The 25,952-nt window shown below is 49.8% G+C and carries 23 protein-coding genes; 13 read left to right on the top strand and 10 right to left on the bottom strand.

Annotated features, from left to right (window positions below):
• Nucleotides 1-118: 118 nt before the first annotated feature.
• The 3 genes from lexA to dpiB all read right to left on the bottom strand — a co-directional run bounded on the left by lexA (nucleotide 119) and on the right by dpiB (nucleotide 3,220).
• Nucleotides 119-727, bottom strand: coding sequence for a transcriptional repressor LexA (lexA, locus tag AB3Y96_RS01700; RefSeq protein ID WP_367298342.1), 609 nt, complete (start codon nucleotides 725-727; stop codon nucleotides 119-121).
• Nucleotides 728-891: 164 nt separating this feature from the next.
• A complete protein-coding gene (dpiA, locus tag AB3Y96_RS01695; protein WP_072307082.1) occupies nucleotides 892-1,590 on the bottom strand; it encodes a two-component response regulator DpiA in 699 nt (232 codons plus the stop codon).
• Complete coding sequence (gene dpiB, locus AB3Y96_RS01690) at nucleotides 1,559-3,220, bottom strand: sensor histidine kinase DpiB (RefSeq protein WP_072307081.1); 1,662 nt, start codon at nucleotides 3,218-3,220, stop codon at nucleotides 1,559-1,561. The genes dpiA and dpiB overlap by 32 nt, the downstream gene beginning before the upstream one ends.
• A 391-nt stretch (nucleotides 3,221-3,611) precedes the next feature.
• Between dpiB and citC the strand changes: the two genes are divergently transcribed.
• From citC to AB3Y96_RS01655, 7 genes are read left to right on the top strand one after another with little or no spacing between them, the layout of a single operon-like run.
• Entirely contained in the window at nucleotides 3,612-4,688 is a 1,077-nt protein-coding gene (gene citC / locus AB3Y96_RS01685) for a [citrate (pro-3S)-lyase] ligase (protein ID WP_072307080.1), read from the top strand.
• Complete coding sequence (citD, locus tag AB3Y96_RS01680; protein ID WP_046457562.1) at nucleotides 4,685-4,981, top strand: citrate lyase acyl carrier protein; 297 nt, start codon at nucleotides 4,685-4,687, stop codon at nucleotides 4,979-4,981. The genes citC and citD overlap by 4 nt, the downstream gene beginning before the upstream one ends.
• Nucleotides 4,978-5,886: a citrate (pro-3S)-lyase subunit beta gene (citE, locus tag AB3Y96_RS01675; RefSeq protein ID WP_025802426.1), complete on the top strand. Its 909-nt coding sequence runs from the start codon at nucleotides 4,978-4,980 to the stop codon at nucleotides 5,884-5,886. Before citD ends, citE begins: the two co-directional genes overlap by 4 nt.
• An 11-nt stretch (nucleotides 5,887-5,897) precedes the next feature.
• On the top strand, nucleotides 5,898-7,430 hold the full coding sequence (citF, locus tag AB3Y96_RS01670; RefSeq protein WP_072307079.1) for a citrate lyase subunit alpha: 1,533 nt from the start codon (nucleotides 5,898-5,900) through the stop codon (nucleotides 7,428-7,430).
• A gap of 3 nt (nucleotides 7,431-7,433) precedes the next feature.
• On the top strand, nucleotides 7,434-7,988 hold the full coding sequence (citX, locus tag AB3Y96_RS01665) for a citrate lyase holo-[acyl-carrier protein] synthase (RefSeq protein WP_367298341.1): 555 nt from the start codon (nucleotides 7,434-7,436) through the stop codon (nucleotides 7,986-7,988).
• On the top strand, nucleotides 7,960-8,868 hold the full coding sequence (gene citG, locus AB3Y96_RS01660; protein ID WP_367298340.1) for a triphosphoribosyl-dephospho-CoA synthase CitG: 909 nt from the start codon (nucleotides 7,960-7,962) through the stop codon (nucleotides 8,866-8,868). The genes citX and citG overlap by 29 nt, the downstream gene beginning before the upstream one ends.
• Before the next feature lie 31 nt (nucleotides 8,869-8,899).
• Nucleotides 8,900-10,363, top strand: a complete 1,464-nt coding sequence (locus AB3Y96_RS01655; protein ID WP_072307076.1) for an anion permease — start codon at nucleotides 8,900-8,902, stop codon at nucleotides 10,361-10,363.
• A gap of 84 nt (nucleotides 10,364-10,447) precedes the next feature.
• Here AB3Y96_RS01655 and AB3Y96_RS01650 read toward each other — a convergent pair whose 3' ends face one another.
• Nucleotides 10,448-10,813, bottom strand: a complete 366-nt coding sequence (locus AB3Y96_RS01650) for a diacylglycerol kinase (RefSeq protein WP_025802436.1) — start codon at nucleotides 10,811-10,813, stop codon at nucleotides 10,448-10,450.
• A 127-nt stretch (nucleotides 10,814-10,940) separates the two neighbouring features.
• Between AB3Y96_RS01650 and plsB the strand changes: the two genes are divergently transcribed.
• Nucleotides 10,941-13,418: a glycerol-3-phosphate 1-O-acyltransferase PlsB gene (gene plsB / locus AB3Y96_RS01645; RefSeq protein ID WP_367298339.1), complete on the top strand. Its 2,478-nt coding sequence runs from the start codon at nucleotides 10,941-10,943 to the stop codon at nucleotides 13,416-13,418.
• A gap of 90 nt (nucleotides 13,419-13,508) precedes the next feature.
• Here plsB and ubiA read toward each other — a convergent pair whose 3' ends face one another.
• From ubiA to malK, 5 genes are all read right to left on the bottom strand, one after another.
• A complete protein-coding gene (gene ubiA, locus AB3Y96_RS01640) occupies nucleotides 13,509-14,378 on the bottom strand; it encodes a 4-hydroxybenzoate octaprenyltransferase (protein ID WP_040044761.1) in 870 nt (289 codons plus the stop codon).
• Between the two features lie 24 nt (nucleotides 14,379-14,402).
• Nucleotides 14,403-14,918, bottom strand: a complete 516-nt coding sequence (gene ubiC, locus AB3Y96_RS01635; protein ID WP_072307074.1) for a chorismate lyase — start codon at nucleotides 14,916-14,918, stop codon at nucleotides 14,403-14,405.
• 198 nt (nucleotides 14,919-15,116) lie between these two features.
• Nucleotides 15,117-16,022, bottom strand: coding sequence for a maltose operon protein MalM (gene malM / locus AB3Y96_RS01630; RefSeq protein WP_072307134.1), 906 nt, complete (start codon nucleotides 16,020-16,022; stop codon nucleotides 15,117-15,119).
• A 132-nt stretch (nucleotides 16,023-16,154) separates the two neighbouring features.
• Nucleotides 16,155-17,450: a maltoporin gene (locus AB3Y96_RS01625; protein WP_072307073.1), complete on the bottom strand. Its 1,296-nt coding sequence runs from the start codon at nucleotides 17,448-17,450 to the stop codon at nucleotides 16,155-16,157.
• A gap of 100 nt (nucleotides 17,451-17,550) precedes the next feature.
• Nucleotides 17,551-18,660, bottom strand: coding sequence for a maltose/maltodextrin ABC transporter ATP-binding protein MalK (gene malK, locus AB3Y96_RS01620; protein WP_072307072.1), 1,110 nt, complete (start codon nucleotides 18,658-18,660; stop codon nucleotides 17,551-17,553).
• Nucleotides 18,661-19,165: 505 nt separating this feature from the next.
• On the opposite strand from malK, the gene malE reads away from it, so the two are divergent.
• The 3 genes from malE to malG all read left to right on the top strand — a co-directional run bounded on the left by malE (nucleotide 19,166) and on the right by malG (nucleotide 22,984).
• Nucleotides 19,166-20,356 (top strand): maltose/maltodextrin ABC transporter substrate-binding protein MalE, encoded by a 1,191-nt coding sequence (gene malE, locus AB3Y96_RS01615; protein ID WP_025802450.1) that lies wholly within the window; start codon nucleotides 19,166-19,168, stop codon nucleotides 20,354-20,356.
• 149 nt (nucleotides 20,357-20,505) lie between these two features.
• A complete protein-coding gene (gene malF / locus AB3Y96_RS01610; protein WP_367298338.1) occupies nucleotides 20,506-22,077 on the top strand; it encodes a maltose ABC transporter permease MalF in 1,572 nt (523 codons plus the stop codon).
• Between the two features lie 16 nt (nucleotides 22,078-22,093).
• Complete coding sequence (malG, locus tag AB3Y96_RS01605; RefSeq protein WP_072307070.1) at nucleotides 22,094-22,984, top strand: maltose ABC transporter permease MalG; 891 nt, start codon at nucleotides 22,094-22,096, stop codon at nucleotides 22,982-22,984.
• Nucleotides 22,985-23,089: 105 nt separating this feature from the next.
• Here the strand turns inward: malG and psiE are convergent, their stop codons facing one another.
• Nucleotides 23,090-23,497, bottom strand: coding sequence for a phosphate-starvation-inducible protein PsiE (gene psiE, locus AB3Y96_RS01600; protein WP_025802457.1), 408 nt, complete (start codon nucleotides 23,495-23,497; stop codon nucleotides 23,090-23,092).
• Between the two features lie 240 nt (nucleotides 23,498-23,737).
• On the opposite strand from psiE, the gene AB3Y96_RS01595 reads away from it, so the two are divergent.
• Together AB3Y96_RS01595 and dinD are read left to right on the top strand one after the other, a co-directional pair.
• The gene (locus AB3Y96_RS01595) at nucleotides 23,738-24,985 is read left to right on the top strand and encodes a dicarboxylate/amino acid:cation symporter (RefSeq protein WP_367298337.1); all 1,248 of its coding nucleotides are present in this window, start codon (nucleotides 23,738-23,740) and stop codon (nucleotides 24,983-24,985) included.
• Nucleotides 24,986-25,091: 106 nt separating this feature from the next.
• Entirely contained in the window at nucleotides 25,092-25,952 is an 861-nt protein-coding gene (gene dinD, locus AB3Y96_RS01590) for a DNA damage-inducible protein D (RefSeq protein ID WP_052439879.1), read from the top strand.

Genomic DNA, 25,952 nt, shown 5'->3' with positions numbered 1-25,952 from the left:
AACCTACTCGTTATCCCAACAAAAAAAGGTTTCAGACATGAACAAATATGCCGCATAAAAAAGCCCCAATTAAGGGGCTTAGTCTATCGGTGTGATGTTAAACACAACAGCCGAAGTTTTAGATCCAGTCACCGTTACGAATAACGCCCACCGCTAAACCTTCGATCGTGAAGTTTTGCTCGCGCAGGTCAACAACGATAGGCTCGAAGTCGCTGTTTTCTGGCAACAGCTTGACAATATTACCTTGCTTTTTCAGACGCTTAACCGTTACTTCATCTTCGATACGCGCAACCACAACCTGTCCATTACGCACATCCTGGGTTTTATGTACGGCCAGCAAATCGCCGTCTAAAATACCGATATCACGCATCGACATGCCGTTAACACGCAGTAAGAAATCCGCGTTTGGCTTAAATAAAGCAGGATCCACCTGATAGTGGCCCTCAATATGTTCTTGCGCTAACAGCGGCTCACCCGCTGCCACACGGCCAATTAAAGGCAGGCCCGTTTCATCTTCCATTAGCAAGCGAATACCACGGGAAGCACCGGAAACGATCTCAATAACACCCTTGCGCTGCAACGCTTTTAAATGTTCTTCGGCCGCATTAGGAGAGCGGAATCCCAAGCGCTGAGCAATTTCAGCTCGGGTTGGCGGCATGCCAGTTTGTTCAATATGGTCACGAATCAGATCGTAGACTTCCTGCTGTCTGGCTGTAAGTGCTTTCATTCCACCACCTGTTTGTTTATACAGTTTTGCTGTGAGTATATACAGGTAGCGACCATTTTGAAACCGTGAAATACATAAAGATTGAGCCGTAGCGCAACTGAACTACATTGAGCGTGCATTTTTTGTATTTTCAGCCAGCTACCCGTCAATAATCTGCCAATTCATCAGCCTTTTTTGGCCGTTTCTGGCGCTCTATAGGTTCGCTGTGGGCGGCCAACCTTTCCATACACGATTTCAGCCATAATCAGATGGCGACCCGCGCAAAACTCTAAGTAGCGCCGTGCCGTTGTTCGGCTAAGTTTAAGCTCCTGCGCAACGGTTTCAGCGGTATGACGCGCCTCGGGATCGGCAAATAGCTTTTGCACCTTATCTAAGGTCAGCGCATCAATGCCAACCGGCAGCTCTTCTTTCTGTTCACCACGCGCATAGGCATTGAACATATCATCGATCTGACGTTGGCTGGCGCTATCGTTATTGGCTAGCATTCGCTTGCGCACATGGTAGCGCTCAAGCGTTTGCCCTAAGCGCTCGTAGGCAATCGGCTTCACCAAATAGTCAAATACGCCGCAGCGCACCGCATCTGACACCGTATCCATATCACTCGCAGCAGTGGTAAAGACCACACCACCGGGGAAACGAGCCTGAGTTAACTCGTGCAGTAGCGTGATGCCTTTGCCATCGGGTAAATAGTTATCCAGCAAGATCAGATCGGGTTTGAATCGCTCAATCATCATTCTGGCCTGAGCAAGATTTCCCGCCAACCATACCTGACCACAGCCTTGGAAATGGCGAATAAACTCCGCATGCATCTCTGCAAGCGGAGTCTCGTCTTCAACAATTAGAATCGTTATTGGTTGTGTCATAAGTCTTTTTCACTTTCGGAATAAATACGGAAAATAAAGTTCCGCAAGGTTCGTTGTCTTCCAACGTAATCACACCACCACAGCGGCCAACATAGCTGGCAATCAGATATAGTCCTATACCATGCTCACCGGCGTCTTCTGTTTTGGTGCTTACCCCTTGCTCAAAAATAGCCTCACGTAAAGACTCAGGAACGCCACATCCTTGATCGGCTACTTCCACGATCACATCCTCGCCTTCGTCGCTAAGATACAGCTCGATGGTTTTATTACCCTGCAAATTCTTCAGGCTAGCATCAAAGGCATTGTCGAGTAGATTACCCACGATGGCCGCAAACTCCGTGCTATCTAGCCCTTCAGGCAACTGACGTAGCTGGCTGCCTTCAACCAAATTAAACGTTAGTCCTAGTTCACGAGCGCGCTGTGCTTTGCCAAAAAGCAGCCCCGCAACCTGACGATCGTCGAAAGAACCTCTCAGGTTATCAATAAGCTGCTGCTGCGCCTGTGACTCACCTTTTACCATTGCGAGCGCACGATCATATTCTTTCATTTGTAATAGCCCGTTGAGCGTCGACATCCAGTTAAGATGCTCATGGCGTAACGTGCGCAGGCTTTCAACATATTGTTTGATCTGCGTGAGCTGGGCGTTAAGCGTGCTAATTTCATCTTTGCTACGAAAACTGATAATTGCGCCCAATAGCTCATCGCCGAAATGTATGGCGGCACGGTTAGCAATCACGCTTAAGCCGTTAAAAGTGCAAATGACATCTTGCCGCTTTTCTTCAATCTGTTCCGTGAAAAAGCCCGCAGGATCAACAACCTCTTCGATAGGTTTCCCCAACCATTGCCTTCCTGGCGAGCGTAACCCTAACATTTTGCGCGCATTTCGGTTGATCGCAGTAATCAACCCATCGGGATCGACCGCAATAAGTCCCTCATATACTGAACCAAACAGCGCGTCTTGTTGGCGTACCACGCGCGCAATTTGGCGCGGTTCCATCCCTAGCATCTGTCGACGAATGTGCGAAGCAAACATCCACGATAGCAGCATCAAGATAATCAGAATCAAGACAAATACGCCTGCCAAAGGCAGTAAAAAGTCTAGCCGCCAGCTATCTATTTTGCTGACCAAATAGCCAAGCGAAACGACACCAATAATTTTGCCCTGCTCATCAAAAATTGGCGTTTTCGCGCGCATTGCCATACCGATAGAGCCTTTGCCGGTGATAAAATAACTCTCACCACGCTCCAGTGCCCCGGGCTTACTCCACTGCATAGGAAGACCAATTTTGGCCGGGTTGGGATGATATAAGCGGATAGAATTTTTATCCCCGATAACAACATAGTCAAAATCCGAACCGGTACCTAATTTATTGGCGATAATGGCAAGACGTTTGGTATCTCTATTTTTCACCGCCGTGACAACACTATCAATTGAAGCAATGATTTTGGCTTGGTTCATTGCCATATCACGTACATGATTGCTGAGATAATCTTCAAAAGAGGCGGATAGATATTTCCCCAACGCTGCGACCAATAATGTCGAGACTAGGAGTAATAAAAGAAATATTCGTAAAGGAAATGCGATGCGGCTAAAAAACCTAAATTCTTTAACATTTGGTTTGCCAAACATCGATATTTCCTCTTTTTTGCGGCGAAAAGATGGACTAGTATCAGGGAAATGTAATGAATATGTTTCCTTGTTTTCTACCCACTATGGATTAGATCGTTGCAGATTCTACGGATTAAATCAATTAAACAAATAAAAACCACGTTAGTTATGCAAATAAAGATAATTAAAGAAATAAAAACCATTAAGTCTATTTAATTCTGATAACTCTTTGTGAAATAGGTCAAGATTTCCCGCCTTAATACTCCTTACGATCATTCCGTCAACGCAAAAATATAAACGAATAAGATTAAAGCGTTGCGTCGAGCAATTGAAAATAAAACGTTATTAATATGCAACAAATCACAACAATTGTGACCCTACTGCACGCATGCGGCAAGCAACAGGAAACTTTATGTTTGGTAATACCGTATTTTCTCAGGTTAAGCGTTCGGAAAATAAGAAGATCGCTGTCATCGCTCATTTTCTTCGAGAAAATGGCCTGAGCATTGATTCCACGGTGGAAGTATTTATTACCGTCACCCGTGATGACCAGCTAATCGCCTGCGGTGGGATAGCGGGGAATATTATTAAATGTGTTGCTATCAGTGAATCTGTTCGTGGTGAAGGCCTCGCGCTCACCCTCGCCACAGAATTAATTAATCTGGCGTATGAAAAGCACTGCACTCATTTATTTATATACACAAAAACCCAGAACGAAGCGTTATTCAAGCAGTGCGGCTTTTATACCGTCACCAGCGTACCCAACGTCATGGTGCTGATGGAAAACAGCGCCACACGAATTCAGCGCTACGCCAGCTATCTCACGACGCTACGCCACGACGGCAATAAAATTGGCAGCATCGTTATGAATGCCAACCCGTTTACCAACGGGCACCGTTATCTGGTTCAGCAGGCGGCGGCGCAATGCGATTGGCTGCACCTGTTCTTGGTCAAAGAGGATACTTCACGTTTTCCTTATGAAGACCGCCTCGAACTGGTGCGTGCCGGAACTTCTGATATCAAGAACTTAACGGTGCACCGTGGCTCGGAATACATCATTTCTCGCGCAACATTCCCTTGCTACTTCATCAAAGAACAAGGCGTTGTTGACGATTGTTACACCGAGATCGACCTTAAAATTTTTCGTCAGTATTTGGCTCCAGCCTTGGGTATTACCCATCGTTTCGTCGGTACCGAACCGTACTGCCAGGTGACGGCCAAATACAACCGTGACATGCGCCACTGGCTGGAGACGCCGTCTCTGCCCGCACCACCGATTGAACTGGTGGAAATTGAGCGTTTGCAACACCACGACACCGCGATCTCCGCCTCGTGGGTACGCAAACTGCTGGTGCAAAAAGATCTTCCGGCCATCGCGCCTTTGGTGCCTGAAGCGACCCGCGCTTATTTACAACGCTTGCTCGTTCCTCGCTCAGAAAACGCGACTGACCGGCCGCAGGAATCCGCATTAGTAACAGGTGAAAAATGAAAATAACCCAAGCAGCCGTCGCTGGCACTTTGGAGTCTAGCGATGTGATGGTGCGAATAGCGCCTATCGACACACCAGAGATTGATCTGCAAATCAGCAGCAGCGTTGAGAAACAGTTCGGCGACGCGATCCGCGCTACCGTTATGGAGATTCTCAAGCGTCATGATATTAGCGGCGTTCAGCTCATCGTTGATGACAAAGGTGCCTTGGACTGCATCCTGCGCGCCCGTTTGGAAACGCTGCTAGTTCGCGCCAGCGATGTGAAAAACCTGCCTTGGGAGGAACGCGCATGACTTCCCGTATCGCACAAGAGCGTAAATCTCGCACTCGCCGCAGCATGCTGTTTGTACCGGGTGCAAACGCGGCTATGGTCAGCAACTCCTTTATCTATCACGCCGATGCGCTGATGTTTGACCTAGAAGACTCCGTGGTTCTGCGCGAAAAAGATGCCGCTCGTCGTCTGGTTTATCACGCATTGCAGCATCCGCTGTACCAAGACATTGAAACCATCGTGCGCGTCAACGCGCTGGATTCTGAATATGGCGTAGCCGATTTGGAAGCCGTAGTTCGCGGTGGCGCAGACATCGTACGTCTGCCGAAAACTGACACTGCCCAAGACGTCATTGATATCGAAAACGAAATTGCCCGCATTGAAGCCGAATGTGGCCGTGAAGTTGGCAGCACCGGCCTTCTAGCGGCGATTGAATCCGCTCAAGGGATTACTCAAGCTGTAGCCATTGCTCACGCTTCTCCACGTTTAATCGGTATTGCTCTGGGTGCAGAAGACTACGTGCGTAACCTGCGCACCGAACGCTCTCCAGAAGGTGTTGAACTGCTATTCGCTCGCTGTTCAATTCTGCAAGCCGCTCGCTCTGCAGGCATTCAGGCTTTCGATACCGTCTATTCCGATGCCAACAATGAAGAAGGCTTTCTACGCGAAGCTGCGCATATCAAACAGTTGGGCTTTGACGGTAAATCACTGATCAACCCACGCCAAATTGAGTTATTGCACAACCTTTACGCCCCAACTCAGAAAGAAGTCAATCACGCGAAACTCGTTGTTGAAGCGGCAGAAGCTTCTGCACGTGAAGGCCGTGGCGTTGTTTCACTGAACGGCAAAATGGTTGATAGCCCAGTGATTGAGCGCGCCCGTTTGGTTCTGTCTCGTGCAGAACTGTCTGGCATCCGTGAAGAATAAGGCGAAAAAAAATGACTCAGAAAAAAGAACTTCTTCAACGACAGGAACGCGTTTCGGCCTATACCCGCCAAACTGAAAGCGCACTGCCAAGCTATAAAAACGTTTCAAAATTAAATCTGCAGGCACAAAAGCCACGCGATAAAAAATTATGCAGCACGCTGGAAGAGGCGATTCGCCGCTCAGGCCTGCATGACGGCATGACCATCTCTTTCCACCACGCATTCCGCGGCGGCGATCTGACCATCAACTTAGTGATGGCTACTATCGCGCAGATGGGCTTCAAGAATCTTACATTGGCATCCAGCTCGCTGAGCGACTGCCACTCACCGCTGGTAGATCATATCCGCAACGGCGTTGTCAGCCGTATCTATACCTCTGGCCTGCGTGGCCCATTGGCGGAAGAAATCTCCCGTGGTCTGCTGGAAGAGCCGGTACAAATCCACTCTCACGGTGGCCGCGTACATTTAGTTGAAAGCGGCGAGCTGAATATCGACGTTGCTTTCCTAGGTGTTCCTGCCTGCGATCCGTTTGGTAATGCTAACGGCTACACCGGCAAAGCCTGCTGCGGTTCTCTTGGCTATGCCAAAGTCGATGCTGAAAATGCCAAACAGGTAGTTCTGCTGACCGAAGCACTGCTGCCGTACCCGCATAACCCAGCCAGCATCATGCAGGATCAGGTTGATTTGATCGTGCAAATCGAACAGGTTGGCGATGCCGACAAGATCGGTGCAGATGCAACCCGTATGACCTCTAATCCGCGCGAACTATTGATCGCTCGCAGCGCGGCTGACGTAGTGGTTAACTCCGGCTACTTCAAAGAGGGCTTCTCGCTGCAAACCGGCACCGGTGGTGCATCACTGGCGGTAACCCGCTTCCTCGAAGACAAAATGCGTAGCCGCGATATTCATGCTGGCTTTGCGTTAGGCGGCATTACGTCCACCATCGTTGATCTGCATGAAAAAGGTTTCATCAAGAAACTGCTGGACGTACAAAGCTTCGACCGTGCAGCCGCAGAGTCTTTGGCTCGTAACCCGAACCACATCGAAATTAGCGCTAATCAGTATGCAAACTGGGGCTCAAAAGGCGCCTCCGTTGATCGCTTAGACGTCGTGGTGCTGAGTGCGCTGGAAGTGGACACTCACTTCAACGTGAACGTGCTGACCGGTTCTGACGGTGTTTTACGCGGAGCCTCCGGTGGCCATTGTGACACCGCCGTAGCTGCTGCGCTGTCCATTATCGTTGCACCATTGGTGCGTGGCCGCATTCCAACGCTGGTTGATGAAGTCACCACCTGTGTCACTCCTGGTTCAAGCGTCGATATTCTGGTTACTGACCACGGTATTGCCGTTAACCCTGCGCGCCCAGAGTTGGCCGACCGCCTAAAAGCCGCTGGCTTGAAAGTGGTTTCCATCGAATGGCTGCGTGAACGTGCACAAATCCTTACCGGACAACCTCGTGCGATCGAATTCACTGACCGTGTTATCGCCGTTGTGCGCTATCGCGATGGTTCCGTGATCGACGTCGTTCGTCAGGTTAAGGAATAAACCATGTTTTACCTGCTCCCAACTTTGGCGACCAGCCACACCGTTACATTGCCGGAACTGCTATTCAGCCGTGAATGCAGGCAGTCCCGGCAAACGGAGTGGCTGGCGCGCCATACCTCAACGCTGATCTCGTTTACCGTGGTCGCGCCTGGGCCGATTAAAGATAGCGTGATGACACGCAAAATCTTTAATCATGGCCTGAAAGCGCTGTGCCAGCGGGTTGAACAATCAGGTTGGGAATTGAAGGAGCAGGCTTCTTTTGCGTTGGCGACCGGCCCCGAAGGGTTGCTCGCCATCGACGCACCGGCTCGCGTGGTTAAAGAAGCCATGATCGCACTCGAACAACAACATGTGCTTGGGCGTTTATGGGACATCGACGTATTGAACCCGCTAGGAAAAATTCTCTCTCGTCGTGACTTTTTGCTGCCTAGCCGAACCTGTTTGCTGTGCCAACGCGAAGCGGCCGTATGCGCACGCGAAAGAGCACACGCAATTCCCGATCTGATCACCCGCATGGAGGCATTACTGCATGATGCCGATAACGCAGCAGCCGTCTGATTCCACCGCTACCGATGAGCATTTCGTCGCTCATTGCAGCGAGCTTGCTTACCGTGCCATGTTGGCTGAGGTCAATCTCACGCCAAAACCGGGCTTGGTCGATAGAAATAACTGCGGCGCACATAAAGATATGGCGCTGGAAGATTTTCACCGTAGCGCATTGGCGATCCGCCAATGGTTACCACGCTTTATAGAATTTGGTGCATCTAGCGCCAATCTTGCTGAATCAGACGTGCTCACCGGGCTACGTCCCATTGGCATCGCCTGCGAAACTGACATGTTCCGCGCAACTGTTGGCGTGAATACGCATAAAGGCAGCATTTTTTCTTTGGGGTTACTGTGCGCGGCTATCGGGCGTTTGCACCAAAGAAAAAGCGCTATCACACCAGAACTAATCTGTAGCACCGCCGCCGCTTTTTGCCGTGGGCTGACCGAGCGTGAACTGCGAAATAACCATAACAATCAACAAAAAACCGCAGGACAACGGCTCTATCGACAGCTCGGTCTCACCGGCGCGCGCGGCGAAGCTGAAGCCGGCTATCCATTAGTTATTCAGCTAGCTCTGCCACATTATCAAGCCCGCCTCGCGCAGGGCACCGATCCTGAACTTGCATTGCTTGATACGCTGTTAGTGCTGATGGCACATAACGGCGACACCAACGTCGCCTCTCGCGGGGGCCAAAGCGGCCTCAGTTGGCTGCAACAGCGCGCTAAGGCATTGCTGCGTCAGGGTGGCATTCGCCAGCCCTCCGATCTCAAGCACCTCCATGATTTCGACCAGGAATGCATTCAACGCAACCTCAGCGCTGGCGGCTGCGCCGACCTGCTAATTATTACCTGGTTTTTAGCTCAAATTTCGCACTTCAATTATTCACATTAAACTTTAAAAATTCCTTCTTGGAGAATCAGTTATGTCTGTTTCAAAAGATAAGATATGGAAATTAGTTGCACCTCTGCTGGTTATGGCAGTGATGTTACTTATTCCTGTTCCTGATGGTATGCCTCCGCAGGCGTGGCACTATTTCGCCGTGTTTGTGGCTATGATCGTTGGGATGATTTTGGAGCCTATCCCTGCTACGGCGATCAGCTTTATCGCCGTGACTATCTGCGTTATCGGCAGCAATTATCTGCTGTTTGATGCCAAAGAGCTTGCCGATCCGGCTTTTGATGCTGGCAAACAAGCGCTGAAATGGGGTCTGGCTGGATTCTCCAGCACCACCGTGTGGTTGGTGTTTGGCGCATTCATTTTTGCTCTGGGTTATGAAGTCACTGGTCTAGGCCGTCGTATCGCGTTGTTCATGGTTAAGTTCATGGGTAAGCGAACACTTACTCTTGGCTATGCCATTGTTATCATTGATATCATGCTGGCACCGTTCACGCCGTCTAACACCGCGCGTACCGGTGGTACCGTATTCCCAGTCATCAAGAACCTGCCTCCGCTGTTCAAATCATTCCCTAACGATCCCTCATCACGTCGCATCGGCGGCTATTTGATGTGGATGATGGTGATCAGTACCAGTCTGAGTTCTTCCATGTTCGTAACTGGCGCTGCGCCAAACGTTCTGGGCTTGGAATTCGTGAGCAAAATCGCGGGCATTCAGATTAGCTGGCTGCAATGGTTCCTGAGCTTCCTGCCAGTGGGTCTTATCCTGCTGATCGTGGCGCCATGGTTATCTTATGTGCTGTATAAACCAGAAGTTACGCACAGCGCAGAAGTCTCTGAATGGGCCGGTGGCGCATTAAAAGAGATGGGCCGCTTAACCAGTAAAGAGATCACCCTGATTGGTTTAGTGCTGCTGAGCTTGGCCTTGTGGGTCTTCGGCGGCGATTTCATCGATGCCACTGCGGTTGGTCTGTTAGCAGTATCTCTGATGTTGGCCTTGCACGTTGTGCCTTGGAAAGACATCACGAAGTACAACAGCGCATGGAATACGTTGGTTAACCTCGCCACGTTAGTGGTTATGGCAAACGGTCTGACTCGTTCAGGCTTTATCGATTGGTTTGCTAACACCATGAGCACGCATCTGGAAGGCTTCTCGCCAAATGCGACCGTGATTGTGCTGGTATTGGTGTTCTATTTCGCTCACTACCTGTTTGCCAGCCTGTCTGCGCATACTGCTACCATGCTGCCAGTGATTTTGGCGGTTGGTAAAGGTATCCCAGGCGTGCCAATGGAACACCTGTGTATTCTGCTGGTGCTGTCTATTGGTATCATGGGCTGCTTGACCCCATACGCCACTGGCCCTGGGGTTATCATCTACGGCTGCGGATATGTAAAATCGAAAGACTACTGGCGCTTAGGTGCCATCTTCGGTGTGATTTACATCTCCCTGCTGCTGCTGGTGGGTTGGCCGATTCTGGCACTGTGGAGCTAAACCGCTCTGTTCGACCTGCTTAGATAATATTAAGGCCACCCAAGGGTGGCCTTAATGCATTATGAATGTAAGTACATACTCACATTACATGTAGTGTCCCCACAGGATGCTGACCCAAATAAAAGCAGACAGCCATAGGGCAACAAATACGGCGGCAGAGCCCATATCTTTCGCGCGCCCAGAGAGTTCATGGAACTCAGACCCGATGCGGTCGACAACGGCCTCAATCGCGCTGTTAACGATTTCTAAGATCACCACCAGCGTGACGCAGCCTATTAGCAAGATACGTTCTACAATAGAGACATCCAACCATGCAGCAATCACCACGGCCACAATCATCAGCATCAATTCTTGGCGGAATGCAGCCTCGTGTTTCCACGCCGCTTTCAATCCCTTCACCGAGTAACCAGCGGCTTTAACAATTCGAGTCAATCCGGTAGTGCTATTCATTTTAATTCCATCAAAATTTAGAAGTCTTATGTGATTTTAGCGACTTCTCATTCACTCATCACCACAGATCTCAAACCGTGTTTCTGGTATCCTTGCGGCGAATGGCTAACAAGAGGCTTTCTGTTTTATGTCAGGTTGGCGTAAATTTTACTATAAGTTATTGAATCTACCGCTGAAACTACTGGTTAAAAGCAAGGTAATCCCTTCTGAACCGGTGGCTGAGCTACGTTTAGACACCACCCGCCCGGTGTTGTATGTCTTACCTTATAACTCAAAAGCGGATTTATTGACCTTCCGAGATCGCTGTTTGGCTCAGGACCTGCCTGATCCGCTCGACGATAATGAAATTGACGGCACTATATTGCCACGCTACGTCTTCATTGACGATGGCCCGCGCGTATTCCGTTATTACGCGCCGAAGCAAGAATCCGTCAAACTGTTCCATGACTATCTGGATCTGCACCGCAATAACCCTGCACTGGATATCCAAATGATCCCGGTGTCGGTTATGTTTGGGCGCTCTCCGGGTCGTGAAGGCCATCACGGAGCGCCGCAGCTGCGTTTACTTAACGGTATCCAAAAATTCTTTGCCGTTATTTGGTTAGGCCGTGACAGCTTCGTACGTTTCTCTAACGTCGTTTCACTACGTTATATGGCAGACGAACACGGCACCGATCAAACTATCGCCCAGAAACTCGCACGCGTGGCGCGTATGCACTTCTCCCGCCAGCGTTTAGCCGCGGTGGGTCCAAGCCTGCCCGATCGCCAAGCGCTGTTTAATAAACTGCTCTCATCCAAAGCGATAGAGAAAGCGGTTGAGGACGAAGCGCGTAGCAAAAAAATCTCCCGTGAAAAAGCACAGCAAAATGCGGTTGCTTTGATGGAAGAAGTTGCAGCCAACTTCACCTATGAAGCGGTGCGTTTATCCGACCGCGTGCTGAGCTGGACATGGAACCGTTTGTACCAAGGGATCAACGTCCATAACGCCGAGCGCGTGCGTAAATTAGCGCAGGACGGCCATGAGATTGTTTATGTGCCCTGCCACCGCAGCCACATGGACTATCTGCTGTTGTCCTACGTGCTTTATCACCAAGGCTTGGTACCGCCGCACATTGCTGCCGGTATCAACCTGAATTTCTGGCCAGCCGGTCCGATTTTCCGCCGCTTAGGTGCGTTCTTTATTCGCCGTACCTTTAAAGGGAATAAGCTTTATTCCACCGTATTCCGTGAATACCTAGGCGAGCTGTTTAGCCGCGGTTATTCGGTTGAATACTTTATGGAAGGCGGCCGTTCACGTACGGGTCGTTTGCTTGAGCCTAAAACGGGTACGCTGGCAATGACCATTCAGGCCATGCTGCGCGGCGGTAAGCGTCCAATCACGCTGGTTCCGGTGTATATCGGTTATGAGCACGTGATGGAAGTAGCCACCTATGCCAAAGAGCTGCGCGGTGCCACTAAAGAGAAAGAAAGCCTGATCCAGATGGTTCGCGGGCTGCGTAAGCTGCGCAATCTGGGACAGGGTTACGTAAACTTTGGTGAGCCAATCCCAATCAACAACTGGCTGAATCAGCACGTTCCTGAATGGCGCGAGTCTATCGATCCAATCGAAGCGCAGCGCCCTAGCTGGTTAACACCAACGGTTAACGCAATCGCCAATACCGTGATGGTGAACATTAACAAGTCAGCGGCAGCTAACGCGATGAACCTCTGTTCAACCGCGCTATTGGCTTCTCGCCAACGTGCGCTGACGCGTGAACAACTGTTAGAACAGCTAGACTGCTATCTGCAGCTGTTGCGAAATGCGCCTTATGCCGAAGATGCCACCACGCCGAACCAAACCGCTGAGGAGCTACTGCAACATGCTCTTCAAATGGATAAGTTTGAAGTGGAAAAAGACAACATCGGCGAGCTAATCATCCTGCCACGCGAACAGGCAGTATTGATGACGTATTACCGTAACAATATTCAGCATATGCTGGTGCTACCGTCGCTGATTGCCAATATGGTGATGAACCATAACAGCATCTCGCGCACGGAGCTGCTGCGTCAGGTCGATTTACTCTACCCAATGCTAAAAGAAGAGCTGTTCTTGCATTATGAGCGCAGCAACTTACCGCAGGTGCTTGAACCGATTATTACTGAACTATGTCGCCAGCAATTGATTTGCGCGAAGGGCGACGAGCTGGTGATGAATCCGGGCCGTATCCGCACGCTACAGCTTTTGGCTGCCGGCGTTCGTGAAACACTGCAACGTTATGCCATTACTTTCTCTCTGCTCAGCGCGAATCCAAGCATCAGCCGCGGTGCGCTGGAAAAAGAGAGCCGTATTATGGCGCAGCGTTTGTCGGTTCTGCACGGTATCAATGCACCTGAATTCTTCGACAAAGCAGTGTTTGCAACCTTGGTAGGGACCTTGCGTTCCGAGGGCTATATCAACGACGTCGGCGATGCGATCCCTGAACACACCATGGAAATCTATAACCTGCTAGGTGCCATGATAACGCCAGAGATCAAGCTGACCATTGAAAGCGTTAGCGCGCCTGAAATGGAAACCTTACCTCCAGCGCAAACCGCCGCCGAAGACGATAGTGATAAGAGCGAATAACGTCTCGTTAATCACTCTTGGGTAAATAAGAAAAGGCGCCAATTGGCGCCTTTTCTCTAGTTTAAAACCCGCGTTTTTTAGATTCTAATGTCAGATCCAAATTGAAAGCGCAATGCCGATAAACAGCACCAGTCCGGCATAGTTGTTATTCAAGAAAGCTTGGAAGCACGGCATACGCTCACGCAGTGCAATCAACTTCTGTTGGTGAATAAACAGCGCCCCAGCCAGTAAAATGCCCCAGTAATAAGCGCCGCTCAGCTGGTTTAAATAACCAATCCACACCATCAACAACAGCGTCGCCAGCTGTAACAGGCCAATGATGAGCTTATCGAAGCGGCCAAACAGAATCGCCGTAGACTTGATACCAATGCGAAGGTCGTCGTCCCTATCCACCATCGCATACTGGGTGTCATAAGCTACCGTCCAACAAATATTCGCCAGAAATAGCAACCAGCAGCTCAGCGGCAAACTTTCGCTTACGGCGGCATACGCCATCGGGATTGACCATCCAAACGCCATACCCAGTACAACCTGTGGCAAATGGGTAAAGCGCTTCATAAATGGATAGACCCAAGCCAGCGCAAGAGCCGCAACCGATAACCAAATCGTCATGGCGTTAAGCGTTAATACCAGCCCAAAAGAAACCAGCACCAGCGCCACAAACAGAATCTTGCTCTCTTTCTCCGTTACTGCACCGCTTGGCAATGGACGATGCGCCGTGCGCTTAACGTGACCGTCTACACGACGATCGGCAAAATCATTAACCACACATCCGGCGGCACGCATGAAAAAGACCCCTAGCGTAAATACCACCAGCAGCTTTAGGCTTGGAATTTGGCCGCCCGCTAGCCATAACGCCCAATAGGTGGGCCAGAGCAATAATAGCGAGCCAATCGGCTTATCAATTCTCATCAGGCGGCAATAGGCCTGCCATTTAGTTTGAGTCACGAATCCCTCCAGTCATTCATTCCAATGATGACGACATCACAATTCATTATTAACACCATACAACGGAGACTCAGACAAAAAAAGTTCGGTTAACAACAAAGGTTTACCCGACAAACGTAAACGGCTGCGCCGCGCCCACAGTTCTCTCTGAGAACCCACCTGAATAAAATCGCGCGTAAGCTCCGCGGCGTTGAATAAATAGCGCCCAAGTGGAACCGTGCCTAACGTCAATAAGGAAACCTCTTCCCCGGTAAGAGACGTTTCGGGGATCAGCGTACGGCCAAACAACCACGGCACATTATCACCACACAACAAAACTTCGCGTAGCCAAAAGCGCTCACAGTTTGGCAACAGCATGGCTTCTTCACCTAAAGATTGGGCAGTGATGAAACCTTCGCGCCGTGGAACGATAGTGACTTTGTCGCAGTAGCGCTCGAAGCGCGCGGTCATGGATTGACACTCGCCCAGCCAGCTGCGCTGCTGCGCAGTCAAATCGACTTCATGAATGGGGTGCCAATGAGTAACGTCCAACGACGGATGACAGTCAGTCATTCCGGTGACTCCAAAACAGAATTTAGCGCCGACCCTCGCCCACGCTGAAAATAGGACGTTCATTGTAACTCAGATTACCCGACGTAGGCAGAGCAGTAGCAATAGATGATCAATTTGGTAACAAGGAGGGAAAATATAAAATAAAAAAAGGTGCCCCGAAGGGCACCCAGTCAAAGAGCCAGCTTTCACAGCGCGGGTTTAACCCTTGCCTTTCACACTGTGAATAAAGGTTTCACGGGCAGTGGTTGAACCAAGTTGTTCAGCTTCATTCATCAATTTCAACGCTTTATCGATATCTCCGCCTTTCACTGCATCACGGATACCTTTATTGAAATATTCATCGGTATCTTTGAGCATTGGCTGAGCCGGTTTTGACGGCGCGGCAGCAACCGGTGCTGTAGCAGCGCCTACCACGATGGGCTGCTCTTTTTGGACCATAGGCAGGATCCCGCCGATCATCACGTTGCCGGTGTTCTGCTCTGCTTTCACTTTGATCTTGATCGTACCCGTAGACTGATGGATCGCGATCGGATCAGGAATATTTGGCACCGCATTGCCTACGCCAGCCGCGTAGGCTTTCGCAGGATCGACCATCTGGGTTGTTTTGGCTAAATCCTGCGACGTGGTGTAGATCACCATGTAGATCTGTTTTTGCCCTAATGCAGGCGTTAATTTCAGGGTACCTTCCAGACGATCGCCGCTCATCACGCCAGGTTGCTGATAGCTAAAATAGCTGCTTGGATAAAATGCCGCAGGACGCATATTTTCATCTAAAACCATTACGCTTGGGGCATAGACTCTTTTGCCTTCCACTAAGCTGCTGATGGTAATTTCAAGCGAGCCCCGATCGGCCGGTAATGCAAAAGCCCCTACCGCCCCTTGGATATCACCGACGTGCAGCTGCGCGCTGCTGCTGGTCAAGGTAGCCGTTTTCGTCACCGGAGGAACCAATGGCTCCCAAGGTAGCTGATGTAATGTATTGGCAGGGATGGCCGGCGCGGTAGCAACATTCGCAGGCTGGATACCGCTGTCCGCCTGAACGCTAAGCGGCATGGCGCTGAACATCGCCAAGGCGACGCTCAACGCGATGGTATTCTGTTTCATGACAGCTTTGATTTTATTATTCATTTTGCTTTTCATTATGAACCACCTTAGAGACAGCTCGGCTGCTATGGCAAGAAAGCCGCCGAGCTCAATCAAACGCGGCGGGATCACCCCGCCGCCGTCAAACAGCCGTTACCACCAAACTTCCATCTGCGCGCCGAAGGTGACTTCATCGTCATTTCCACGGCTGAATTTGTGGGTGTTGTTATCGTTGTATGCAACGCCGTCGCTGTAACCAGTATCGGTGTTAGTTGCATAGCCCCATTTCTCATCCCATTTCGCGTAGGTTGCAAACAGGCGGATTGCCGGGCGTGACCAGATGCTGTCGCCAGCCTGCCACTGCTGCGCCAACGTCACTTTGTACTGGTTGTTGTTGTCACCAGTGCGCTGTGATTTCACGTTGTCATAGCCGAATTCCATCAAGGTGCTCATGATTGGTGTCCATTTGTACATCGGGCGAATACCCGCGGTGTACCAAGTAGTACCATTTTTGTCATCGCGATCGATGTCCTGATACATACCTACATACATCAACGCCCACTTGTCGTTGAAGTCGATGCCGCCGTGATCCAGAACGCGGATCATATGACCGTTGTTGTTGATGCTGGAGCCTTCGGAGTGACCTGAGTTATTTGAGGTCATGGAATCAGTCGCATACTGAACGACAAATTTGTTAAAGCCGCTGTAGATCGACTGGGTGTGTTCCGCGGTCACCATGAAGCCGTCTTTTGAGGCATCTTTGGCGCGATGGTAGCCATCGGTTGGGTTAGAACGACCGTAGTCAAAACCTAATTCCAGCGTACCGCCTGGGTTGGTTTCCAAACCGGCTAAACGCACGTCGTAAACGTCGTTGGCGGTGTCTTTAATTAAATCGCGTTGGTCTTGAGAACTGAAATTGGTTGAGCCGCCGGTTTCGGTATTACGAGTTGCGGCGATAGACAATTTACCGAAGCCCAGATCGATATTTTCTAAACCTGCGCCCGGGCCTGAAATATCCCAGTAGTAGAAGTCGATCATATGAACGTCATGACGTTGATAGAAACGCTTACCTGCCCACAGCGTTGAGCCTGGAGCCCATTCGATGACGTTTTTGGCTTGGATATTGGCTTCACGGAAGGCTGGATCTGTCGCTTCCCAGTCATTGGTCTGCTGCACGGAGTACGCTACGTTGGTGTCAAAGTAGAAACTCTTGTCGCCATCTTTCCACAGCTCTTGGCCCAGCTTCAATTCCGCATAGGTTTCACATTCGTTACCCAAACGATATTTGCTTTGAGCACCCGTCGCTTTGAAGCATTGTTGTTCGCCGCCGCTTGCGGTCCAGCCGATACCGGAACGAGCATAACCGTGGAAATCTACAGCCAGTGCCTGTGTTGACAGCACCGCACTCGCAACAGCCAGTGCTAAAGGTACCTTGCGCAAAGTCATCATCATTCTCCTGAAGGGGTTGCCTGACGGCATAAAGTTATAAGTGTTCTCTGTCTAACGTATGGTCTAACGTACTGTTAACTAACATCTCTCTAACCCAGAGCTAGACGCCTAGCTCCTTATGCAGCCGTCGGCAAGCGACACCATCTTCTCGGAACAGATGACAGCGTTCAGGTGGCAGGCCAATGGCAAATTTTGCACCTTCGTTTACCAGCACCACGTCGTTCTGGCGATAAACGAGGTTTTGACGAATAGCGGGGATCTGAATATGGATTTGGGTTTCGTTGCCTAACTGCTCAACAACCTGAACATCCCCTTCCAAGGTGACTTCAGCATCATGGCTCGGCAGCAAATGCTCAGGGCGGATCCCCAATGAGAGATTGCCCCCAACCTGCACATTGGTGCCTTCAACCGGCAGCCATACTAATTGGCGGTTAGGTAATTCAATCTGAACCCGCTGTGGTTCTGCGGCAGTCACTTTGACGGGCAGGAAATTCATTTTTGGCGAGCCAATAAAGCCCGCAACGAAGCGGTTAGCCGGATAGTGGTAGAGCTCCAGCGGCTTACCGATCTGCGCGACGCTGCCGCCATCCAGTACCACAATTTTGTCTGCCAGCGTCATGGCTTCCACCTGATCGTGGGTGACATAAATCATGGTGCGCTCTAGGCGCTTATGTAGGCGGGAAATCTCGATACGCATTTGTACGCGCAAAGCGGCGTCTAGGTTTGATAACGGTTCATCAAGCAGGAATACGTCGGGTTCGGCCACCAGCGTACGACCAATCGCGACGCGCTGACGCTGGCCACCGGATAATGCTTTAGGGCGGCGATCGAGCAAATGCGCCAGCTGTAGCACTTCAGAAACCTGATTCACCCGCTGGGTTATCTCTGATTTTTTGGTTCCAGCTAGTTTGAGGCCAAACGACATATTGTCGGCAACGGACAGATGTGGATACAGAGCGTAAGATTGAAAAACCATGCCAATACCGCGCTCAGCGGGCGGCACTTCATTCATGCGCTTGCCTGCAATGAGTAGCTCACCGGAAGTAATATCTTCTAAACCTGCAATCATGCGCAGCAAAGTCGACTTACCACAGCCAGACGGCCCAACAAAAACTACAAACTCGCCGTCTTGGATTTCAAGGTTAACGTCTTTAGAAATGACGACGTCTCCGTAAGCCTTATATACGTTTCGCAGTGCTACGCTCGCCATGCGTTACTCCTGTCTGTCACTAATGAGGTCCACTAACGCGACATCTCAGCCGGCCTAATCCTTAGCCATGCCGTTCAGCAGATGCGCCTTATCGATTGCTGCCGATAGTGCGCGTTAAGCAAAGAAGCGTAATCATCCGTAACAAAGTTTTTCATGGGGGAGGAGATAGGAGGATGAGAGAAAATAGCGTGCGGTGAAAAGTTCATACCTTTCAGTGAATTCGTGATCCTGCTTGCAAAAATAACCCTGTGATTTTGTGTCTACATCCACAGAATAGGCGGTAGTGTTAAGTAGATCACAAGAAACCCCCTTGGGGCGTAGAAGGGGGGAGGATGAGAAGCAATCTCGTGTAAAGGAGTATGACACTGCGTCAGAAATCCCCGACAAGCAGGGGCCTAACAACGATTCGTACTCTACGGCTTATCTGAACCGCTTCGGCTTCCATGCTCGGTGGTACAGACATCAACTCATACCTCGACAGAAACAGAACAAGAAGGATTGGATAATGACTAAGAAATCAGGCATCAGAACGCTCGCCCTTTCGGCACTGGCTACGCTGGTTCTCTCTTCTTCCGCGTTCGCTAAAATTGAAGAAGGCAAACTGGTTATCTGGATTAACGGCGATAAAGGCTATAACGGCCTGGCCGAAGTCGGTAAAAAGTTTGAGAAAGAAACAGGTATCAAAGTGTTGATTGAGCATCCAGACAAGCTGGAAGAAAAGTTCCCGCAGGTCGCGGCTACCGGCGATGGTCCTGATATCATTTTCTGGGCTCATGACCGCTTCGGGGGTTATGCACAGTCTGGCCTGTTGGCTGAAATCCATCCGTCTAAAGCCTTCCAAGAGAAGCTATATCCGTTCACATGGGATGCCGTGCGTTTTAACGGCAAACTGATTGCTTACCCAGTGGCTGTTGAAGCGCTATCGCTGATTTATAACAAAGACCTTCTGCCTGAGCCGCCAAAAACATGGGAGGAAATCCCAGCGTTAGACAAAGAACTGCGCGCTAAAGGCAAAAGCGCCATCATGTGGAATCTACAAGAACCGTACTTCACATGGCCAATCATCGCAGCCGACGGTGGCTATGCCTTCAAATATGATAACGGCACCTACAACATCAAAGACGTGGGCGTGAACAACGCGGGCTCTCAGGCTGGCTTACAGTTCATCGTCGACTTGGTGAAAAATAAGCATATCAATGCTGATACCGATTACTCCATCGCGGAGGCCGCGTTCAATAAGGGACAAACCGCGATGACCATCAACGGCCCTTGGGCGTGGTCAAACATCGATAAGAGCAACATCAACTATGGCGTTGCCCTACTGCCAACCTTTAAAGGTCATCCATCCAAACCGTTTGTTGGCGTGCTCAGCGCAGGCATCAACGCCGCGAGCCCGAATAAAGAGCTGGCCACCGAGTTCTTAGAAAACTATCTGATGACCAATGCCGGCCTAGAACAGGTTAACAAAGATAAGCCACTGGGCGCGGTTGCACTGAAGTCTTACCAAGAAACGCTGGAAAAAGATCCGAAGATCGCCGCCACCATGCAAAACGCCCAAAAAGGCGAAATCATGCCAAACATCCCGCAGATGAGCGCATTCTGGTACGCCGAGCGTAGCGCGATTATCAACGCGGTAAATGGGCGTCAGAGTGTGAAAGAAGCATTGACCGGCGCTGAGCAGCGTATCGCCAAATAAGTTCACCAGTAAATGACCCCACTCTACCCCTCCTCTTCACAGGGGAGGGGATTGCTCAGAGATCTCTGTATGGGCTGGAGAGGGTCTGAACACCGAAATTTAAGTTGTCCGTAACCGCCTCCGGCGTAAGAGAAATGAGGGAGAGTTTTATGTCGTTATCCCATACAGAATATCCAATCGCGAAGCCGGATAAATGGTGGCAGAGTGACATACTAAAATGGATAGTTATCGCCGCTATGTGCCTGTTTACGGGCTATCTCACCATTGTGATGTACGCACAGGGTGAGTACCTGTTTGCCATGCTGACGCTGGTTTTACTGGGTTCAGGACTCTACATTTTTGCCAATCGCAAAGCCTATGCGTGGCGCTATGTCTATCCGGGACTCGCGGGAATGGGGTTGTTCGTCCTGTTTCCACTTATCTGCACCATCGCCATCGCATTCACCAACTACAGCAGCACTAACCAGCTCACCTTTGAGCGTGCACAATCGGTATTAATGCAGCGCCAATTCACCACGGGTAAAACCTACGGTTTTGGCCTCTACCCCGTAGGCGATCAATGGCGTTTACAACTGACCAATCCCGACAATGATCAGCGTTTTATCTCAGAGCCCTTTAGCTTTAGCGCTCAAGAACAGCGCTTAACCATGAAGCCAGAAAGCGCTGAACAGACGGGCGATCGCGCTACGCTTCGAGTTATTACTCAAAACCGTCAGGCCTTGAATAACATCGTGGCGGTTTTGCCTGAAAGCGGCGAATTACGCATGAGTTCGCTACGCCAATTTGCCGGTACCAGCCCGCTATATGCTCTTGAGCAAGACGGTGAAACGCTCAAAAATAATCAAACGGGCACCGTTTATCGCCCGAATACCGACGTAGGATTCTATCAGGCGGTGAATGCACAAGGGCAATGGGAAAATGAGCAGCTGAGCCCTGGATTCACCGTTTCTATTGGCTGGAAAAACTTTTTACGCGTAGTGCAGGACGAAGGTATCCGCCAGCCGTTCGTCAGCATCTTTATCTGGACCATTATCTTCTCGGTCTTAACGGTGGTGTTCACCGTTGCCGTCGGCATGGTGCTGGCGTGTGTGGTTCAATGGGAGGCATTAAAGGGCAAGGCGCTGTATCGCGTGATGCTCATTCTGCCTTATGCCGTACCGTCGTTTATTTCGATACTGATATTTAAAGGGTTGTTCAACCAAAGCTTCGGTGAAATCAACATGATGCTCAGCCATCTGTTCGGTATCAAACCCGCTTGGTTTAGCGACCCACTCACCGCCAAGAGTATGATTTTGATCGTCAATACTTGGCTCGGCTATCCGTACATGATGATCTTGTGCATGGGCTTGCTCAAAGCTATTCCAGACGACTTGTACGAAGCCTCGGCAATGGACGGCGCAGGCCCAATGCAGAATTTCTTCCGCATTACTCTGCCGCTGCTGATTAAGCCGTTAACACCGCTGATGATTGCCAGTTTTGCCTTCAACTTTAATAACTTTGTTTTGATTCAGTTATTAACTAACGGCGGTCCAGATATGCTCGGAACCTCTACGCCGGCAGGCTATACCGATTTACTGGTGAGCTATACCTATCGCATCGCCTTTGAAGGTGGTGGTGGGCAAGACTTTGGTTTAGCGGCAGCGATTGCCACGCTGATTTTCCTGTTGGTTGGTGCACTGGCGATACTGAATCTGAAAGCCAGCAAAATGAATTTCGACTAAGGAGAGGGACCACAACATGGCTATGGTTCAACCGAAATCCCAGCGTTTACGCCTGCTATTTACACATCTGATGCTGCTAGCCTTTATCTGCACCATCATGTTTCCACTGCTGATGGTCATCGCTATCTCGCTGCGCTCTGGCAACTTTGCAACTGGAAGCCTCATTCCTGAGAATATCTCTTGGGAACACTGGCAATTGGCGTTAGGTATGACCGTGACTAACGCAGATGGCAGCGTCACTCCGCCACCGTTCCCAGTCCTTTTATGGCTGTGGAACTCGATTAAAATTGCCGTGGTCACGGCGATAGGCATCGTGACACTTTCCACCACCTGCGCTTATGCCTTCGCTCGCATGAAATTCAAAGGCAAAAGCTCGTTGCTGAAAGGCATGTTGATATTTCAAATGTTCCCGGCAGTGCTGTCGCTAGTGGCGCTGTATGCACTCTTTGATCGTATCGGCCAGTATGCGCCATTCCTTGGTCTTAATACCCACGGCGGCGTGATTTTCGCTTACATGGGCGGAATTGCGTTGCATGTTTGGACAATTAAAGGCTATTTCGAAACGATCGATAACTCGTTAGAAGAGGCCGCAGCTCTCGATGGCGCTACGCCTTGGCAGGCTTTCCGCTTGGTACTTTTACCGTTGTCAGTGCCTATTTTAGCGGTGGTCTTCATCTTGTCATTTATTGCCGCGATTACCGAAGTGCCGGTGGCGTCTCTGCTTTTGCGCGATGTGAATAGCTATACGTTGGCCGTCGGCATGCAGCAATACCTTAATCCGCAAAACTATCTGTGGGGTGACTTTGCCGCTGCGGCGGTGCTGTCTGCAATTCCAATTACGGCTGTATTCTTGCTGGCTCAGCGCTGGCTGGTGGGCGGACTCACGTCCGGCGGTGTGAAAGGGTAATGCGTTAAAACCTGTGTCTTTGTTGTGCCATTGCAGTTATTCGATCCCGTTATCGCTTTAGCTATAACGACTTTGGCGGCCTATTGGCCGCCTTTTCTTTTCGCCTTATTCTCGCTTGAGCTTTTCTGTATTCGCTAAAAATAGTGCCACCACAAGAACCAAAATGGCCGCCGAATAAATCAGCGTATCGGCCGGGTTTTTGTGGTCGACAATAATCAAACGAATGATTGCGGTTATACCGATGTAGATAAAATAACGTAAGGGAAAGTGATATCCCGACTGGAAATACTTCACGATTAGCGCAATAAACTCGAAGTAAAGGAAGTAAATAACAATCCCTTCAATGAGCAGATAAGAAGATGCGGTTTCGCTGGCGTTGAACAGCACCGTCCCCAGCGTGAAGGTTTCTTTCGCCAGAAACACCACTAAAATCACGGCCAGCATTAATAGGCCAGCATTCAAAATCCACTGCAAAATCTTCGCGATAGCGCTCGCTTGTTTGGTTCCTGGCATCGATGTTCCTCTGTGCCGTTAATCATTTTATGTGATCAAGTTAACAAAATGGCTATTTTGTCGTCTATCCCCAAACCAAAATAAATCTGCATATCCTCAGACAGAAACTTAACGGCCCTCACATTTCGCGACATTTTTTTGCTAATCGTTTTACTATGTCGTCCGGCCAACTTTCGCCTTATCGCGAATGATTACCGCAGCTTATGCCAGGGTGTTCTAACGATTGAGAAATAAAACAATATGAAAATACTACGTCATTATGGTTTTACTATTTGCTTACTGCTAGGGATTATCCTCGGTGGGCTATCCGGTATCGTTTTCGGAGAAAAGGCCGCAATTGTGCAGCCGATCGGGGATCTTTTCCTTAATCTAATGTTTGTCGTCATTGTGCCGCTGGTGTTTCTCAGCATTTCGTCTTCTATTGCAGAAATGAAACAGATGGCGCGTCTGGGTAAAATTATGGGAACGGTTTTTGCCGTATTCCTGAGCACCGCGCTCATTGCCGCGGTTATCGCCTTCATCGGCACCCAGATTTACAACCCATTCCAAAACGTTGACGTCAGTACGCTGATTGCACATTTACCACCTGCACCTGATTCACACGGCAAAAGCCTCGGCGAAATCATCGTAAATACCTTTACCGTTCCTGATTTCCTGCAGCTGTTTACCAAATCTAGCCTGCTGCCACTCATCGTGTTCTCCGTGTTGTTAGGATTAGCAACCTCGATGTCGGGGGAAAAAGGTCAGCCGATCGCCAACTTTCTGACCTCAGGTACCGTCGTTATTCTTCGCATGGTGAAAATCATCATGTATGCCGCACCGGTTGGCTTAGGCTGCTACTTTGCCGCTACCGTCGGTCATTTAGGGCCACAGATTATCAATGGCTATCTGAATGCTTTCCTGCTCTATCTCATCCTGACTGTGATCTACTTCTTCGGCGCAAACACGCTGTATGCGTTTGTTGCAGGTGGAAAACTGGGCGTTAAAGTCTTTTGGTCTAACGTACTGACGCCAGCGATTACCGCTGTCGCTACCTCATCCAGCGCGGCCTGTATTCCAGCAAACCTGATTGCGACTAAAAAAATGGGCGTCCCCCATGATATCGCTGAAACCGTCATCCCTTTGGGTGCCAACACGCATAAAGATGGCTCGGTAATCGGCGGCATCATTAAAATCGTATTTCTGTTTACGTTATTCCATAAAGATATGAGCGATCCGATGAATATCGCTGCCATCATCAGCGTCGCATTCTTGGTCGGTGCAGTCATGGGCGCGATTCCAAGCGGCGGAATGACCGGTGAATTGATGATTTGCTCAGTATTAGGTTTCTCACCTGAACTGGTCGGTACCATCATGATTATCAGCACCATCATCGACGTTCCTGCCACGTTGCTGAACTCCACAGGGAATACCGTCTGCGCCATGATGGTTACACGATTTGTGGAAGGCAAGGATTGGTTGAAGCGCAAAGCCTGTATGCAAGGTTAAATACCCTGCGATACGCTTCGCAAAGCTAGCGAAACACCGTGGAAGTCCCCCTCTGAACAAGGGATAACGCCCGTCTTTGGACGTTACTTTTTTAGAGGGATTTTCCATGGCATTAGATAAAAAACTTCAGATGTTACAACAGCATTTCGATTCACTCGCACAACGCACCGATTCTGATGGTATTGAGTTTTGGTTCGCACGCGATCTCCAACCTCATCTTGGCTACGCTCGTTGGGAAAACTTCCAAACCGCCATCATCAGATCCATTGAAGCCTGCCGTTTATCTGGCTTTAAAGAGCTCGACCATTTTCGTGGCGTCACGAAAATGGTTCTGCTCGGCAGCGGCGCAGAACGGGCGGTTGAAGATCTGATTTTGACGCGTTACGCCTGTTATCTTATTGCCCAGAATGGCGATCCGCGTAAGCCGGAAATTGCCTTTGCTCAGAGCTACTTTGCGGTACAAACGCGCAAACAAGAGCTTATCGAAGATCGTATGCGCCTATATGCGCGCTTAGAAGCAAGGGATCGATTGAAAGAATCAGAGAAGGCTCTATCACAGAATATTTATGAGCGCGGCATTGATGATGCCGGTTTCTCTCGTATTCGCTCTCGAGGAGACGCGGCATTATTTGGTGGGCATACCACTCAAGATATGAAAGATCGGTACGGAATTGTGAAAAACCGACCATTAGCCGATTTTCTTCCCACTTTAACCATTGCCGCTAAAAATCTAGCAACCGAGATGACCAATTATAACGTGCAACAAATTGACCTTCACGGTGAGCAGCCTATCACGTCAGAACACGAACAAAATAATGTCAGCGTGCGTGACATGTTGGGATTAAGGCATATAAAACCAGAGGAGTTGCCTGCTGAAGAGGATCTTAAAAAACTCCAGCGTCGAGTCAAAGCCCAAGACAAAAAGCTAGGCTCAAAGGGACTACAAACACCTATCACTAAAAAATAG

This window comes from Hafnia alvei (assembly GCF_964063325.1).
GTDB classification, from domain to species: domain Bacteria; phylum Pseudomonadota; class Gammaproteobacteria; order Enterobacterales; family Enterobacteriaceae; genus Hafnia; species Hafnia alvei_B.
The sequence above is the reverse complement of the archived record's forward strand: the minus strand, read 5'-3'. Positions and strand labels throughout refer to the sequence as shown.

Bases quoted from the DNA above. Each gene is read 5' to 3' on its own strand.
- lexA (WP_367298342.1), bottom strand. From the start codon at position 727: ATGAAAGCACTTACAGCCAGACAGCAGGAAGTCTACGATCTGATTCGT.
- dpiA (WP_072307082.1), bottom strand. From the start codon at position 1,590: ATGACACAACCAATAACGATTCTAATTGTTGAAGACGAGACTCCGCTT.
- dpiB (WP_072307081.1), bottom strand. From the start codon at position 3,220: ATGTTTGGCAAACCAAATGTTAAAGAATTTAGGTTTTTTAGCCGCATC.
- citC (WP_072307080.1), top strand. From the start codon at position 3,612: ATGTTTGGTAATACCGTATTTTCTCAGGTTAAGCGTTCGGAAAATAAG.
- citD (WP_046457562.1), top strand. From the start codon at position 4,685: ATGAAAATAACCCAAGCAGCCGTCGCTGGCACTTTGGAGTCTAGCGAT.
- citE (WP_025802426.1), top strand. From the start codon at position 4,978: ATGACTTCCCGTATCGCACAAGAGCGTAAATCTCGCACTCGCCGCAGC.
- citF (WP_072307079.1), top strand. From the start codon at position 5,898: ATGACTCAGAAAAAAGAACTTCTTCAACGACAGGAACGCGTTTCGGCC.
- citX (WP_367298341.1), top strand. From the start codon at position 7,434: ATGTTTTACCTGCTCCCAACTTTGGCGACCAGCCACACCGTTACATTG.
- citG (WP_367298340.1), top strand. From the start codon at position 7,960: ATGATGCCGATAACGCAGCAGCCGTCTGATTCCACCGCTACCGATGAG.
- AB3Y96_RS01655 (WP_072307076.1), top strand. From the start codon at position 8,900: ATGTCTGTTTCAAAAGATAAGATATGGAAATTAGTTGCACCTCTGCTG.
- AB3Y96_RS01650 (WP_025802436.1), bottom strand. From the start codon at position 10,813: ATGAATAGCACTACCGGATTGACTCGAATTGTTAAAGCCGCTGGTTAC.
- plsB (WP_367298339.1), top strand. From the start codon at position 10,941: ATGTCAGGTTGGCGTAAATTTTACTATAAGTTATTGAATCTACCGCTG.
- ubiC (WP_072307074.1), bottom strand. From the start codon at position 14,918: ATGACTGACTGTCATCCGTCGTTGGACGTTACTCATTGGCACCCCATT.
- malM (WP_072307134.1), bottom strand. From the start codon at position 16,022: ATGAAACAGAATACCATCGCGTTGAGCGTCGCCTTGGCGATGTTCAGC.
- AB3Y96_RS01625 (WP_072307073.1), bottom strand. From the start codon at position 17,450: ATGATGACTTTGCGCAAGGTACCTTTAGCACTGGCTGTTGCGAGTGCG.
- malK (WP_072307072.1), bottom strand. From the start codon at position 18,660: ATGGCGAGCGTAGCACTGCGAAACGTATATAAGGCTTACGGAGACGTC.
- malE (WP_025802450.1), top strand. From the start codon at position 19,166: ATGACTAAGAAATCAGGCATCAGAACGCTCGCCCTTTCGGCACTGGCT.
- malF (WP_367298338.1), top strand. From the start codon at position 20,506: ATGTCGTTATCCCATACAGAATATCCAATCGCGAAGCCGGATAAATGG.
- malG (WP_072307070.1), top strand. From the start codon at position 22,094: ATGGCTATGGTTCAACCGAAATCCCAGCGTTTACGCCTGCTATTTACA.
- psiE (WP_025802457.1), bottom strand. From the start codon at position 23,497: ATGCCAGGAACCAAACAAGCGAGCGCTATCGCGAAGATTTTGCAGTGG.
- AB3Y96_RS01595 (WP_367298337.1), top strand. From the start codon at position 23,738: ATGAAAATACTACGTCATTATGGTTTTACTATTTGCTTACTGCTAGGG.
- dinD (WP_052439879.1), top strand. From the start codon at position 25,092: ATGGCATTAGATAAAAAACTTCAGATGTTACAACAGCATTTCGATTCA.